Consider the following 13,447-nt stretch of genomic DNA (forward strand, 5'->3'; position numbering starts at 1 on the left):
GCCCGCCACCCCTGACGATTTGTCTGTGTTGCAGAGAATCTGCCAGTTCAGGTGAGGGTCGTCCAGGCGGAGGTTCGCCCATGAGCACAGAGCAGGGGCCACAGGCCCGGACACGCCGCGACCGCGGGGTGTTCCGGACCAAGAGCGTCGAGCAGTCCATCCAGGACACCGAGGAGCCGGAGCACGCGCTCAAGAAGTCCCTGTCGGCGTTGGACCTGACGGTCTTCGGCGTCGGTGTGGTCATCGGCACCGGCATCTTCGTCCTCACCGGCAAGATCGCGAAGGAGCAGGCGGGCCCGGCGGTCGCCCTCTCCTTCGTCGTCGCCGGAGTGGTCTGCGCCCTCGCCGCGCTCTGCTACGCGGAGTTCGCCTCCACCGTGCCGGTCGCCGGATCGGCGTACACCTTCTCCTACGCCTCGCTCGGCGAGTTCCCCGCCTGGATCATCGGCTGGGACCTGGTCCTGGAGCTGGCGCTGGGGTGCGCGGTGGTCGCGGTCGGCTGGTCCGGCTACATCCGCTCGCTGCTGGACTCGGCGGGCTGGCACCTGCCCGCCGAGCTGTCCGGGACCCAGGGCGGGATGTTCGGCTTCGACCTGCTCGCCTGCGTCCTGGTCCTGGTGCTGACCGCCATCCTCGTCCTCGGCATGAAGCTCTCGTCCCGGGTGACGAACGTGATCGTCGGGATCAAGGTGACGGTGGTGCTGCTCGTCGTCATCGCCGGGGCATTCTTCATCAGCGGCGAGAACTACCACCCGTTCCTGCCGCCCACCCGCCCGCACGCGGGGGAGAGCGGCTACGCCGCCCCGCTCTCCCAGCTCCTGTTCGGCTTCACCCCGTCCAACTACGGCGTCATGGGCATCTTCGCCGCCGCCGCGGTCGTCTTCTTCGCCTTCATCGGCTTCGACATCGTCGCCACCGCCGCCGAGGAGACCCGCCACCCGCAGCGCGATGTGCCCCGCGGCATCCTCGGCTCCCTCGCCATCTGCACCTTCCTCTACGTCGCGGTGTCGATCGTGGTCACCGGGATGCAGAAGTACACCGAGCTGTCGACCGACGCCCCGCTCGCCGACGCCTTCAAGGCGGTCGGCCACCCCGTCTACGCCGGGATCATCAGCTTCGGCGCGGCGGTCGGTCTCACCTCGGTCTGCATGATCCTGCTGCTGGGGCAGAGCCGGGTGTTCTTCGCGATGAGCCGCGACGGGCTGCTGCCGCAGTTCTTCTCCCGGGTGCACCCCACCTTCGGCACGCCCTACCGCTCCACGGTCCTGCTGGGCACGGTCGTCGCCGTCGTCGCCGGGTTCACCTCGATCAACGAGCTGGCCGAACTGGTCAACATCGGCACGCTCTTCGCCTTCGTCGTGGTCGCCCTCGGCGTCGTCCTGCTGCGCCGCTCCCGCCCCGACCTGCCCCGCGCCTTCCGCACCCCGCTGGTCCCGCTGGTCCCCGTGCTGTCGGTGCTCGCCTCGCTCTGGCTGATGCTCAACCTGCCCGCCGAGACCTGGCTCCGCTTCGCCGTCTGGATGGTCGTCGGCTTCGTCGTCTACGTCACCTACGGCCGGACGCACAGCCGTCTGGAGGGCCGCCGGGCGGCCGAGAAGGGCGCGGTCGGCGGCGGTTGAAGACGCGGCCGCCCCACCCGTCCGCCGCGTTGAGGAGGCGGGGCCGCCCTCAGTCGTCCGCCTCGGCTCCCGGACGGCGACCGCCGCCCCGGGCGTCACGGACCGCGCGCGGGCCCGTCACCCGCGCGCCCAGCGCCTCGACACGGGCCCGCAGCCCGCGGTCGGCGGTCACCACCAGACAGTCCCGCCCGGCGCCCTCGGCCGCCACCAACTCCACCATCCGGTCGTCGCCGCTGCCGGGCGCGGACTCCACCCGCACCCCGTCGACGGAGGCCACCTCCCGCGCCGCGCCCTCGACCACCAGCACCAGCTCCACCGGCGGTTCGGCGTACCCGGGCAGACCCGCGGCGGCATGCACGGCCAGTCCGTCCCGCAGCCGCTCCGCGGCGCCGCGCCGATCGCGCCACCAGCCGTCCGGGACCGACCCGACGACGTTCGCCGCATCGACGATGACCAAGGAATCCATGGCCCCACCCTGTCATGTGCCGGACGGACGGCAGCACGACGGCGCGGGCCGACTCCACCGAGCCGACCCGCGCCGCCGCGTTGCCAGGTGCCTTACGCGGGCACGCTCGCCAGGCCCGGGGCCAGGAACTTCTTGCCCGTCACCCGCTCGGAGACGCCCGCGCGGTCCAGGTACGGCGTGATGCCGCCCAGGTGGAAGGGCCAGCCCGCGCCGGTGATCAGGCACAGGTCGATGTCCTGCGCCTCGGCGACGACGTCCTCGTCCAGCATCAGACCGATCTCCTGCGCCACGGCGTCCAGCACGCGGTCGCGGACCTGCTCCTCGGTCAGCACCGAGTCGCCCTGCTTCAGCAGCGCGGCGACCTCCGGGTCCAGCTCCGGCTTGCCGGAATCGTAGACGTAGAAGCCGCGCTTGCCGGCCTCGACGACGGCCTTGAGGTTCGGCGAGACGGTGAACCGCTCGGGGAACGCGCCGTGCAGCGTCTCGGAGACGTGCAGACCGATCGCCGGGCCGACCAGCTCCAGCAGGACCAGCGGCGACATCGGCAGCCCCAGCGGCTCGACGGCCTTCTCCGCCACGGCGACGGGCGTGCCCTCGTCGATGACGTTCTGGATCTCGCCCATGAAGCGGGTCAGGATGCGGTTGACGACGAACGCCGGGGCGTCCTTCACCAGCACCGCGGTCTTCTTCAGCGACTTGGCGACGGCGAAGGCGGTGGCCAGCGACGCGTCGTCGGTCCGCTCGGCGCGGACGATCTCCAGCAGCGGCAGGATCGCGACCGGGTTGAAGAAGTGGAAGCCGACGACCCGCTCGGGGTTCTTCAGCTTCGACGCCATCTCGGTGACCGACAGCGAGGAGGTGTTGGTCGCCAGGATCGCGTGCGCCGGGACGACCGCCTCGACCTCGGCGAACACCTGCTGCTTGACGCCCATCTCCTCGAAGACGGCCTCGATGACGAAGTCCGCGTCGCCGAAGGCGGCGGCCTTGTCGAGGTGACCGCTGACCAGGCCCTTGAGGCGGTTCGCCTTGTCCTGGTTGACGCGGCCCTTGAGCAGCAGCTTGTCGATCTCGCCGTGGACGTACGCGACGCCCTTGTCGATCCGGGCCTGGTCGATGTCGGTGAGGACGACCGGGACCTCCAGACGGCGCGCGAAGAGCAGCGCCAGCTGGGAGGCCATCAGACCGGCGCCGACGACACCGACCTTGGTGACCGGGCGGGCCAGCTTCTTGTCCGGCGCACCGGCGGGCCGCTTGGCGCGCTTCTGCACCAGGTTGAACGCGTAGATGCCGGAGCGGAGTTCGCCGCCCATGATCAGGTCGGCGAGCGCCCGGTCCTCGGCGTCGAAGCCCTGCTGACGGTCGCCGTTCTTCGCGGCGGCGATGATGTCCAGCGCGCGGTAGGCGGCCGGGGCGGCGCCGTGCACCTTGCCGTCGGCGATGGCCCGGCCGCGGGCGACGGCCTCGTCCCAGGCGGCGCCGCGGTCCGGCTCGGGGCGGGCGACCTCGGTCTCACCGGTCAGCACCGAGGCGGTCCAGATCAGCGACTGCTCCAGGAAGTCCGCGCCCTCGAACAGCGCGTCCGCGATGCCGAGGTCGAAGACCTGCTCCCCCTTGAGCTGCTTGTTCTGGTTGAGCGAGTTCTCGATGACCACGCTCACCGCGCGGTCCGCGCCGATGAGGTTCGGCAGCAGCACGCAGCCGCCCCAGCCGGGCACCAGACCGAGGAAGACCTCGGGCAGCGAGAACGCGGGCACGGCCTTCGAGACGGTGCGGTACGAGCAGTGCAGCCCGACCTCGACGCCACCGCCCATCGCCGCGCCGTTGTAGTACGCGAACGTCGGCACGGCCAGGCCCGACAGCCGCTTGAAGACGTCGTGGCCGCCCTTGCCGATGGCCAGCGCGTCCTCGTGACGCTTCAGCAGCTCGACGCCCTTGAGGTCGGCGCCGACGGCGAAGATGAACGGCTTGCCGGTGATGCCGACGCCGACGACGGAGCCGTCCGCCGCCTCCTTCTCGACCTGGTCGATCGCGGCGTTCAGATTGGCCAGCGACTGCGGGCCGAAGGTGGTCGGCTTGGTGTGGTCCAGGCCGTTGTCCAGCGTGATGAGCGCGAAGCGGCCCGCGCCCTTCGGCAGGTCGAGGTGGCGTACGTGCGCCTGGGTCACGACCTCGTCCGGGAACAGCTCGGCCGCACCCTTCAACAGCTCAGCGGTGGTGCTCACTTGCCTGCCCCCTCGAAGTGCGGGTTCTCCCAGATCACGGTGGCGCCCATGCCGAAGCCGACGCACATGGTGGTGATGCCGTAGCGGACGTGCGGCTGCTCCTCGAACTGCCGGGCCAGCTGCGTCATCAGCCGGACGCCGGAGGAGGCCAGCGGGTGGCCGAAGGCGATGGCGCCGCCGTACTGGTTGACGCGCGGGTCGTCGTCGGCGATGCCGTAGTGGTCGAGCAGCGAGAGCACCTGGACGGCGAACGCCTCGTTGATCTCGAACAGGCCGATGTCGTCGATGGTCAGACCGGCCTTGGCCAGCGCCTTCTCCGTCGCCGGGACCGGGCCGATGCCCATGACCTCCGGCTCCACGCCCGCGAAGGCGAAGTCGACCAGGCGCATCTTGACGGGCAGCCCCAGCTCGCGCGCCACGTCCTCGGCGGCGATCAGCGAGGCGGTCGCGCCGTCGTTGAGACCGGCGGCGTTGCCCGCGGTCACCCGGCCGTGCGGACGGAACGGCGTCTTGAGCCCGGCGAGGTTCTCCAGCGTGGTGCCCGGGCGCATCGGCTCGTCGGCGGTGGCCAGACCCCAACCGGTCTCGCCCGCCTCGGCGTTGGTGCGGCGTACCGAGATCGGCACCAGGTCGGCCTGGATCTGGCCGTTGGCGTACGCCTTCGCGGCCTTCTCCTGGCTGCGGACGGCGTAGGCGTCGGCGCGCTCCTTGGTCAGGTGCGGCAGCCGGTCGTGGAGGTTCTCCGCCGTCATGCCCATGAACAGCGCCGACTGGTCGACCAGCTTCTCGCTGACGAACCGCGGGTTGGGGTCGACGCCCTCACCCATGGGGTGGCGACCCATGTGCTCGACGCCACCGGCGACGGCGATGTCGTACGCACCGAAGGAGACACCACCGGCGATGCTGGTGACGGCGGTCATCGCACCGGCGCACATACGGTCGATGGAGAAGCCGGGCACCGACTGCGGCAGGCCCGCCAGGATGCCGGCGGTGCGGCCCAGGGTCAGGCCCTGGTCGCCGATCTGCGTGGTCGCCGCGAGCGCGACCTCGTCGATCTTCGCGGGGTCCAGGTCCGGGTTGCGGCGCAGCAGCTCCCGGATGCACTTGACGACCAGGTCGTCGGCGCGGGTCTCGTGGTAGATGCCCTTCGGGCCCGCCTTGCCGAACGGGGTGCGGACGCCGTCGACGAAGACGACGTCCCTAGCGGTACGAGGCACGTTGGCTCTCCTCCAGGTGCGGGATGGCACTGCTGCGGGGCGCCCCCGGAGGGACGCATCACACCGACATGCTACTTACGGGTAACCATGCTGCACAGCCCCCTCGCCCGGAGCGGTGAAGGTCACATCGCGCGGGGCGCGGCGCCGTGGAGATGTGATCAACCGAAGGCGCACATAAAGTGCCCTTATGGACACAAAGCGTAAGGATCTGGTGGTGCGCGGTCGGCGGCGTCCCGTAGGGCCCCGCACGCTGGGAGCGGTGTGCGCGGTCGCCGCCGCCGGTGCGCTCCTCGCGGGCTGCGGCAGCGGCGGCAAGAGCGTGAGCGGCGCGCCGGACAGTCCCGAGGTGGCGTCCCCGGCGGCGGCCACCTCCCCGGGCGGCTCCCCGATGGCCTCACCCGGCCGGAATCTGACCAAGGCGCAGAGCGAGCGCAAGGAACTCTTCGCGAAGACCAAGGCCGACTACGAGCATGTGCTGACCGCCGCGGAGGGCGCCGTACCACACAGCAAGCCCGTCTCCACCGAGCTGAAGGGCGGCGACGGCGGCAACCCCGTGTGGGAGACGGTGATGGCGACGCGCGACGGCACCGCGCACGCGCTCCGCGTCGACGCGGTCACCGGAAAGGCGGGCAAACCCGTCACCGAGCAGCAGAAGTCCGAGGACCGCAAGGCGCTGGCCACACGGCTGCGGGACGCCACGGTCACCGCGCCGATGGCGGCGAAGACCGCGATGGCGAAGAAGAGCGGCAAGGTGTCGGCGGTCGAGCTGGAGAACGCCGATCACGGCAAGCCGGTCTGGAAGGTGGACGTCGTCTCGACCTCCGACTGGAAGAAGACGACCTTCGACGTCGACGCCAAGGACAACAAGATCCTCAAGGAACACACCGACCAGCACTGACCCCGCGCTCCGGTCGGCGGCCCGGCGCCGTACGGCCCGAGCGGCCGTCCGTGCCCCGGCGGGCCCATGGGCCCGCCGGGGCACGGACGCGCCGTCAGTCGCTGTGCTGCGTCAGCGCCTGGGCGAGCAGCGGCGTGACCAGCTGGACCTGCCAGGGGCGGGCGCCGTACCCGGACAGCGCGGCGGAGACCGTGTCCCCGGTCGGCTCGGCGGGCGGCTCCCAGCACACCCGGCGCACCGTGTCCGGCGTGATCAGGTTCTCCTGCGGGAGGTTCAGCTCCTCCGCCAGCGCGGTCACCGCGGCACGCGCCGCCGAGAGCCGCGCCGCGGCCACCGGGTCCTTGTCCGCCCAGGCGCGGGGCGGCGGCGGGCCGTTGAGAGGCGCGCCGGGCTGCGGCAGCTCGCTGTCGGGCAGCGCCCGCGCCCGGTCCACGGCCGCCTGCCACTGCTCCAGCTGACGGCGGCCCATACGGTGCCCGAAGCCGGGCAGCGCGGCCAGCGCGTGGGCGTTCGGCGGGAGGTTCAGCGCCGCCTCCACGATCGCGGCGTCGCCGAGCACCTTGCCCGGGGAGACGTCGCGCTTCTGGGCCACCTTGTCGCGCGCCGTCCACAGTTCACGGACGACGGCCATCTGGCGTCGGCGGCGCACCTTGTGCATCCCGGAGGTGCGGCGCCAGGGATCCTTGCGCGGCGGGGCCGGGGGAGCGGCGGCGATGGCGGCGAACTCCTGCCGGGCCCACTCCAGCTTCCCCTGCTGCTCCAGCTCCTCCTCCAGCGCATCGCGCAGATCCACCAGCAGCTCGACGTCGAGCGCGGCGTAGCGCAGCCACGGGTCGGGGAGCGGACGGGTGGACCAGTCGACGGCGGAGTGGCCCTTCTCCAGCGCGAAGCCGAGGACGTTCTCGACCATCGCGCCGAGACCCACCCGCGCGAAACCGGCGAGCCGGCCCGCCAGCTCGGTGTCGAACAGCCGGGTCGGCACCATCCCTATGTCGCGCAGGCACGGCAGGTCCTGGGTGGCGGCGTGCAGCACCCACTCGGTGTCGGCGACGGCCGCGCCCAGCGTGCCGAGGTCCGGGCAGCCGACCGGGTCGATCAGGACGCTGCCCGCGCCCTGACGGCGCAGCTGGACGAGGTAGGCGCGCTGGCCGTAGCGGTAGCCCGAGGCGCGCTCGGCGTCGACGGCGAGGGGGCCGCTGCCCGCCGCGAGGGCGGCGACGACCTCGGCGAGGGCGTCACCGCTGGCGGTCACCGGGGGGATGCCCTCACGGGGCTCCAACAGGGGTTCCGGCGCCGGTCGGGAATCCGGAGGCGAGTCTCCGGCTGCTCGCAGTGGAGTGTCTGCTGCGGTCTTTTGGGCGTCGGTCACCGGTCAAGGGTATCTGTGTATGCGCATCGCCCGTCGAGGGGAACGTTCCCTCGGCGGGCGATGTGTCGAGGGTGCAGGTCAGTGGATGATGCCGGTGCGCAGCGCCACGGCCACCATTCCGGCCCGGTCGCCGGTGCCGAGCTTGCGGGCGATCCGGGCGAGGTGGCTCTTGACGGTCAGGGCGGACAGGCCCATCGACACGCCGATCGCCTTGTTGGACTGGCCCTCCGCCACCAGCCGCAGCACCTCGACCTCCCGGCCCGACAGTTCGCGGTAGCCGCCGGGGTGGCCCGGGGCGCCCGGCGGGCGGCGCTGCATCCGGGCGGCGTGGGCGCCGATCGGCGCGGCCCCCGGGCGGCCCGGCAGGCCGAGGTTGGTGCGGGTGCCGGTGACGACATAGCCCTTGACGCCGCCCGCGAGGGCGTTGCGTACCGCGCCGATGTCGTCGGCGGCGGAGAGGGCGAGGCCGTTGGGCCAGCCCGCGGCGCGGGTCTCGGACAGCAGCGTCAGGCCGGAGCCGTCGGGCAGATGGACGTCGGCAACGCAGATGTCGCGTGGGTTGCCGACCCGGGGGCGGGCCTCCGCGATCGACGACGCCTCGATCACGTCCCGTACTCCGAGGGCCCACAGGTGGCGGGTGACGGTGGAGCGGACGCGAGGGTCGGCCACGACGACCATGGCCGTCGGCTTGTTCGGGCGGTAGGCGACCAGGCTCGAAGGTTGCTCGAGGAGAACAGACACCGGGCCTCCTGGGGGAGTGGCGGGACGGTTGCGACCGGGCTACAAGGGGCGAGCCGGGACGTTCCGTATCTGAAGGGTCACTGACCTCTTCGGCAGCAATCGGAGGGGACTTTAGGCATCGATCACGATTTAGTTAGTGTCAATTCGGACAAATCGGATGCGTGAGCGATCATACGTGAACACCGGGGTGATCAGCGGTGCCCCTGTTCCCGCACACCACCCGTGAGGACGGCGCCGATCGTGCGGCGGGGGCAAGCACGAGGGCGCCGCACCGTCGTGGTGCGACGCCCTCGTCCGGGGTCCGGGGTCCGGCCCGGGAACACTTCAGCGGGGCTGGGCCCCCCGGCGCTGGGGCAGCGGCACCACCCCGCCGCGCGGGCCCGGCTCCTGCGGCGCCGGGGGCAACCCGGCCACCTGACACAGCAGATCGCACCAGGCCGCCAGGTGCGCGCCCGCGTCGGGCACCCCGCCGGGGCCCTCCGCCGGGGTCCACGACGCGCGGATCTCCAGCTGGGTGGCGGGCTCCCGCGCCGCCAGCCCCCCGAAGTGGTGCGACGACGCCCGGGTCACCGTCCCGCTCGCCTCGCCGTACCGCACCCCGCGGGCGTCCAGCGCGCCCGTCAGCCACGACCAGGAGACCTCGGGCAGCAGCGGATCGGCGCCCATCTCCGGCTCCAGCTCCGCGCGGGCCAGCGTCACCACCCGGAACGTGCCCTGCCACGCCTCGTGCCCGGCGGGATGGTGCAGCAGCACCAGCCGCCCGTCCGCCAGATCCGCGTCCTCGCCGTCCGCGCCCGCGCCCCGCTCGACCACCGTGGCCTCCAGCGCGGCGGCGTACGGCGCGAGCCGTTTCGGCGCCGGGACCACCTCCAGCTCGATCTCGGGACGCGGCCGGGCCGCGCGGAGCGACTCGACCGCTCGTCGGAAGGGGATCGGGGTCTCGTCCGCGCTGTCCGAGAGGTGTTCGTACGCCGCAGCCATGCCCGGAAGCGTAGGCGGAAGTGGCGCCGCGGAGGGGGAGGACACCCGGTGCGCGCGTCGCCCGTTCGGAGGTGTCCGGCGCCGCATGCGAAGATTCCGTCCGTGAGCGCCAACGACCGCCCGACGGGCCAGCAGCAGACCGGAACGTACGACTCGGCCTTCCTCAGGGCCTGCCGGCGCGAGCCGGTGCCGCACACCCCCGTGTGGTTCATGCGGCAGGCGGGGCGGTCGCTGCCCGAGTACCACAAGGTCCGCAAGGGCATCGCGATGCTCGACTCCTGCACCCGGCCCGAGCTGGTCACGGAGATCACCCTCCAGCCGGTGCGCCGCCACCACGTCGACGCCGCCGTCTACTACAGCGACATCGTCGTGCCGCTCAAGGCCATCGGCATCGACCTCGACATCAAGCCGGGCGTCGGCCCCGTCATCGAGAACCCGATCCGCACCCGCGCCGACCTGGACCGGCTGCGCCCGCTGGAGCCCGGCGACGTCACGTATGTCACCGAGGCCGTGCGGATGCTCGTCCAGGAGCTGGGCTCCACGCCGCTCATCGGCTTCGCCGGTGCGCCGTTCACGCTCGCCAGCTACCTGGTCGAGGGCGGCCCGTCGCGCAACCACGAGCACACCAAGGCGCTGATGTACGGCGACCCGCAGCTCTGGGCCGACCTGCTCGACCGCCTCGCCGTGATCACCTCCGCCTTCCTCGACGTGCAGATCGAGGCCGGGGCGAGCGCCGTGCAGCTCTTCGACTCCTGGGTCGGCGCGCTCGCGCCCGCCGACTACCGCCGCTCGGTGCTGCCCGCCTCCGCGAAGGTCTTCGAGTCGGTCGCCCACCACGGCGTGCCGCGGATCCACTTCGGCGTCGGCACCGGCGAGCTGCTGGGCCTGCTCGGCGAGGCCGGGGCGGACGTCGTCGGCGTCGACTGGCGGGTCCCGCTGGACGAGGCGGCCCGCCGGGTCGGCCCCGGCAAGGCGCTCCAGGGCAACTTCGACCCGGCCGTGCTCTTCGCCCCGCGCGAGGCGGTGGAGGCCAAGGCCCGCGAGGTGCTGGACGCGGCCGCCGGTCTGGAGGGCCACATCTTCAACCTCGGCCACGGCGTCCCGCCGACCACCGACCCGGACGCGCTGACCCACCTCGCCGAGTACGTCCACACGCAGACCGCGCGCTGAGCCGCGCCGGGGCGCCGGGCCTCACATCCCGGCGGCCCGGACCGCCGCCGTGGCCTTCCGGGCCGCGACCAGCACCGGATCCCAGACCGGGGAGAACGGCGGCGCGTACCCCAGGTCGAGCATGGTCATCTGCTCCACCGTCATCCCGGCGGTCAGCGCGACCGCCGCGATGTCCACCCGCTTCCCGGCGCCCTCCCGGCCGACGATCTGCACCCCCAGCAGCCGCCCGGTACGCCGCTCGGCGAGCATCTTCACGTGCATCGGCCGGGCGCCGGGGTAGTACCCGGCGTGGTTGGTCGACTCGATGGTCACCGTCACGAACTCCAGCCCCTCGGCGCGGGCCTGGTGCTCCAGCAGGCCGGTGCGGGCGATCTCCAGATCGCAGACCTTGCTGACGGCGGTGCCGACCACGCCGGGGAAGGTGGCGTAGCCGCCCGCGACGTTGGCGCCGATGACCTGGCCGTGTTTGTTGGCGTGGGTACCGAGCGCGAGATGGCGGGTGTGGCCCGAGATCAGGTCGAGCACCTCCACGCAGTCACCGCCCGCCCAGACGTTCTCCCGGCCGCGCACCCGCATCGACAGATCCGTCAGCAGCCCGCCGGACGGCCCCAGCGGCAACCCCGCGGCCTCGGCCAGCGCCGTCTCCGGCCGGACGCCCATGCCCAGCACGACCACGTCCGCCGGATACTCCGCGTCCTCGGTGGCCACCGCGCGGGCGCGCCCCTCGTCGTCGGTCAGCACGGCGGTGACCACGGCGCGGCGCACCGTCTCGATGCCCAGACCGCACATCGCCTCGTGCACCCGCGCGCCCATGTCCGGATCGAGGGTGGACATCGGCTGCTCGCCGCGGTCCAGCACGGTGACCGCGTAGCCGTGGTGGATCAGCGCCTCGGCCATCTCCACGCCGATGTACCCGGCGCCGATCACCACGGCGCGGCGGCCCGGGGACGCGGCGAGGGTGTCGATCAGGGCGCGGCCGTCGTCGAGGGTCTGCACGCCGTGCACCCCGCGCGCCTCGATACCGGGCAGCGGGGGGCGCAGCGGCCGGGCGCCGGTGGCCAGCACCAGCTTGTCGAACTCCGTCCAGCTCTCCCGCCCGCCGTCGTCCAGCGCCCGCACCCGGCCGCGCTCCAGATCCAGTTCGGTGACCTCGGTGCGCATCCGCAGATCGATGGCGCGCGCCCGGTGCTCCTCGGGCGTCCGGGCGATCAGCGCGGCGGGACCGTCGACCGTGCCGCCGACCCAGTACGGGATGCCGCACGCGGAGTACGAGGTGAAGTGGCCGCGCTCGAACGCGGTGATGGCCAACTCGCCGGGGCCTTTCAGCCGCCGGGCCTGCGAGGCGGCCGACATGCCCGCCGCGTCGCCGCCGATGACCACGAGCCGTTCCGCCATGGAAGCCCCTCACGCCGTCCGCCGTGCCCGCCGCGGGAACCGCCCGCACGAGCCCACCGCGATCAGGCTACGGCCCGGCACCGACAACGGCGGGGGAGCGCGGCGGGCGGGCGCGGCCGGGCCGCCACCGGGGCCCGGCCGCGGCCCGCCGCCTACCGCTCCAGGACGACCGCCAGCCCCTGCCCCACCCCGATGCACAGGGCGGCCAGGCCGGTACCGGAGCCGCGGGCCGCGAGCTGGTGGGCCACCGCACCGGCCAGCCGCGCCCCCGACGCCCCCAGCGGATGGCCGATCGCGAGGGCGCCGCCGCGCGGGTTGACGAGCGTGGGGTCCAGCTCCGGCCAGCGGCCGATGCACCCCAGCGCCTGCGCGGCGAACGCCTCGTTCAGCTCGAAGACCGCCAGGTCCCCGAAGCCGCGCCCGGCGCGCTCCAGCGCCCGCCGCACCGCGCCGACCGGGCCGAGCCCGTAGAACTGCGGCTCCACGCCCGTCACCGCGCTCGCACGGATCCGGGCCAGCGGCTCCCGGCCGATGGCCCGCAGCCCCTCCTCGTCGGCGAGGAGCAGCGCCGCCGCACCGTCGTTGAGCGGCGCGGAGTTCCCGGCGGTGACCGTCCCGCCGGTGCGGCGGAAGACCGGCTTCAGCCGGGACAGCGCCTCCAGGGACGACGTCTCCCGGATCGTCTCGTCGCGCGCCTGCTCCACCCCGGGCAGCGGCACCACCTCCGCGTCGTACTGCCCGGTGCGCCAGGCGCGGGTCGCCTTCTGGTGGCTGGCCAGCGCGAACACGTCCTGCTGCTCGCGGGTGATGCCGTGCAGATCGGCGATCTTCTCCGCGCCCTCGCCCAGCGCGACCGTCCACTCCGGCCGCATCCCCGGGTTGACCATCCGCCAGCCCAGCGTCGTGGAGAACAGCTCCTGATGGCCCGTCGGGAAGCCGCGGTCCGGTTTGGCGAGGACGTACGGCGCCCGGCTCATCGACTCCACACCGCCCGCCACCGCCACGTGCGCATCGCCCAGCGCGAGGGCGCGGGCCGCCTGGACGACGGCCTCCAGCCCGGAGCCGCACAGCCGGTTGACCGTCACCCCGGGCACCGTGTCCGGCAGTCCGGCCAGCAGCACCGCCATCCGCGCGACGTTGCGGTTGTCCTCCCCGGCGCCGTTCGCGTCGCCCAGGACGACGTCGTCGATGAGCGCCGGATCCAGCTCCGGGCTGCGCGCCACCAGCGCCCCCAGGACGTGGGCGGCGAGATCGTCGGGGCGGACGCCCGCCAGCGCCCCGCCGTATTTGCCGACCGGGGTCCGTACGGCGTCGACGACGTAGACGTCCCGTGCGCGCTGCTCGGTCATCAAGACTGTCCTCGCTGTGT

11 protein-coding genes are annotated in these 13,447 nt (G+C 73.1%); 3 read left to right on the forward strand and 8 right to left on the reverse strand.

All coding sequences use genetic code 11. The features are described 5' to 3' along the window. Window positions 1-80: 80 nt before the first annotated feature. Complete coding sequence (locus IF23_RS0104375) at window positions 81-1,619, forward strand: amino acid permease (RefSeq protein WP_030279955.1); 1,539 nt, start codon at window positions 81-83, stop codon at window positions 1,617-1,619. Window positions 1,620-1,668: 49 nt separating this feature from the next. On the opposite strand, the gene IF23_RS0104380 is transcribed toward IF23_RS0104375, so the two are convergent. From IF23_RS0104380 to IF23_RS0104390, 3 genes are all read right to left on the reverse strand, one after another. Continuing rightward, entirely contained in the window at window positions 1,669-2,085 is a 417-nt protein-coding gene (locus IF23_RS0104380) for a PIN domain-containing protein (protein WP_030279957.1), read from the reverse strand. Between the two features lie 92 nt (window positions 2,086-2,177). Beyond that, the gene (locus IF23_RS0104385) at window positions 2,178-4,307 is read right to left on the reverse strand and encodes a 3-hydroxyacyl-CoA dehydrogenase NAD-binding domain-containing protein (protein ID WP_030279959.1); all 2,130 of its coding nucleotides are present in this window, start codon (window positions 4,305-4,307) and stop codon (window positions 2,178-2,180) included. Next, complete coding sequence (locus tag IF23_RS0104390; RefSeq protein WP_030279961.1) at window positions 4,304-5,524, reverse strand: thiolase family protein; 1,221 nt, start codon at window positions 5,522-5,524, stop codon at window positions 4,304-4,306. Before IF23_RS0104390 ends, IF23_RS0104385 begins: the two co-directional genes overlap by 4 nt. Window positions 5,525-5,711: 187 nt before the next feature. On the opposite strand from IF23_RS0104390, the gene IF23_RS0104395 reads away from it, so the two are divergent. After that, on the forward strand, window positions 5,712-6,422 hold the full coding sequence (locus IF23_RS0104395; RefSeq protein ID WP_078653780.1) for a PepSY domain-containing protein: 711 nt from the start codon (window positions 5,712-5,714) through the stop codon (window positions 6,420-6,422). 94 nt (window positions 6,423-6,516) lie between these two features. Here IF23_RS0104395 and IF23_RS0104400 read toward each other — a convergent pair whose 3' ends face one another. From IF23_RS0104400 to IF23_RS0104410, 3 genes are all read right to left on the reverse strand, one after another. Beyond that, entirely contained in the window at window positions 6,517-7,791 is a 1,275-nt protein-coding gene (locus IF23_RS0104400) for an HRDC domain-containing protein (protein ID WP_078653781.1), read from the reverse strand. Between the two features lie 78 nt (window positions 7,792-7,869). After that, window positions 7,870-8,532, reverse strand: coding sequence for a response regulator transcription factor (locus IF23_RS0104405; RefSeq protein ID WP_030279967.1), 663 nt, complete (start codon window positions 8,530-8,532; stop codon window positions 7,870-7,872). Window positions 8,533-8,856: 324 nt separating this feature from the next. After that, entirely contained in the window at window positions 8,857-9,513 is a 657-nt protein-coding gene (locus tag IF23_RS0104410; RefSeq protein WP_030279969.1) for a DUF3000 domain-containing protein, read from the reverse strand. A gap of 102 nt (window positions 9,514-9,615) precedes the next feature. On the opposite strand from IF23_RS0104410, the gene hemE reads away from it, so the two are divergent. After that, window positions 9,616-10,683, forward strand: a complete 1,068-nt coding sequence (hemE, locus tag IF23_RS0104415) for a uroporphyrinogen decarboxylase (protein ID WP_030279971.1) — start codon at window positions 9,616-9,618, stop codon at window positions 10,681-10,683. Window positions 10,684-10,704: 21 nt separating this feature from the next. Here hemE and IF23_RS0104420 read toward each other — a convergent pair whose 3' ends face one another. Beyond that, complete coding sequence (locus tag IF23_RS0104420; RefSeq protein ID WP_030279973.1) at window positions 10,705-12,078, reverse strand: FAD-dependent oxidoreductase; 1,374 nt, start codon at window positions 12,076-12,078, stop codon at window positions 10,705-10,707. 152 nt (window positions 12,079-12,230) lie between these two features. Next, a complete protein-coding gene (locus IF23_RS0104425) occupies window positions 12,231-13,427 on the reverse strand; it encodes a thiolase family protein (RefSeq protein WP_030279975.1) in 1,197 nt (398 codons plus the stop codon). Window positions 13,428-13,447 lie beyond the last annotated feature (20 nt).

It is taken from the genome of Streptomyces catenulae (genome assembly GCF_000718015.1).
In the GTDB taxonomy this organism is placed as follows: domain Bacteria; phylum Actinomycetota; class Actinomycetes; order Streptomycetales; family Streptomycetaceae; genus Streptomyces; species Streptomyces catenulae.

Coding starts and splice junctions, on each gene's coding strand:
- IF23_RS0104375 (WP_030279955.1), top strand. CDS start 81: ATGAGCACAGAGCAGGGGCCACAGGCCCGGACACGCCGCGACCGCGGG.
- IF23_RS0104380 (WP_030279957.1), bottom strand. CDS start 2,085: ATGGATTCCTTGGTCATCGTCGATGCGGCGAACGTCGTCGGGTCGGTC.
- IF23_RS0104395 (WP_078653780.1), top strand. CDS start 5,712: ATGGACACAAAGCGTAAGGATCTGGTGGTGCGCGGTCGGCGGCGTCCC.
- IF23_RS0104410 (WP_030279969.1), bottom strand. CDS start 9,513: ATGGCTGCGGCGTACGAACACCTCTCGGACAGCGCGGACGAGACCCCG.
- IF23_RS0104420 (WP_030279973.1), bottom strand. CDS start 12,078: ATGGCGGAACGGCTCGTGGTCATCGGCGGCGACGCGGCGGGCATGTCG.
- IF23_RS0104425 (WP_030279975.1), bottom strand. CDS start 13,427: ATGACCGAGCAGCGCGCACGGGACGTCTACGTCGTCGACGCCGTACGG.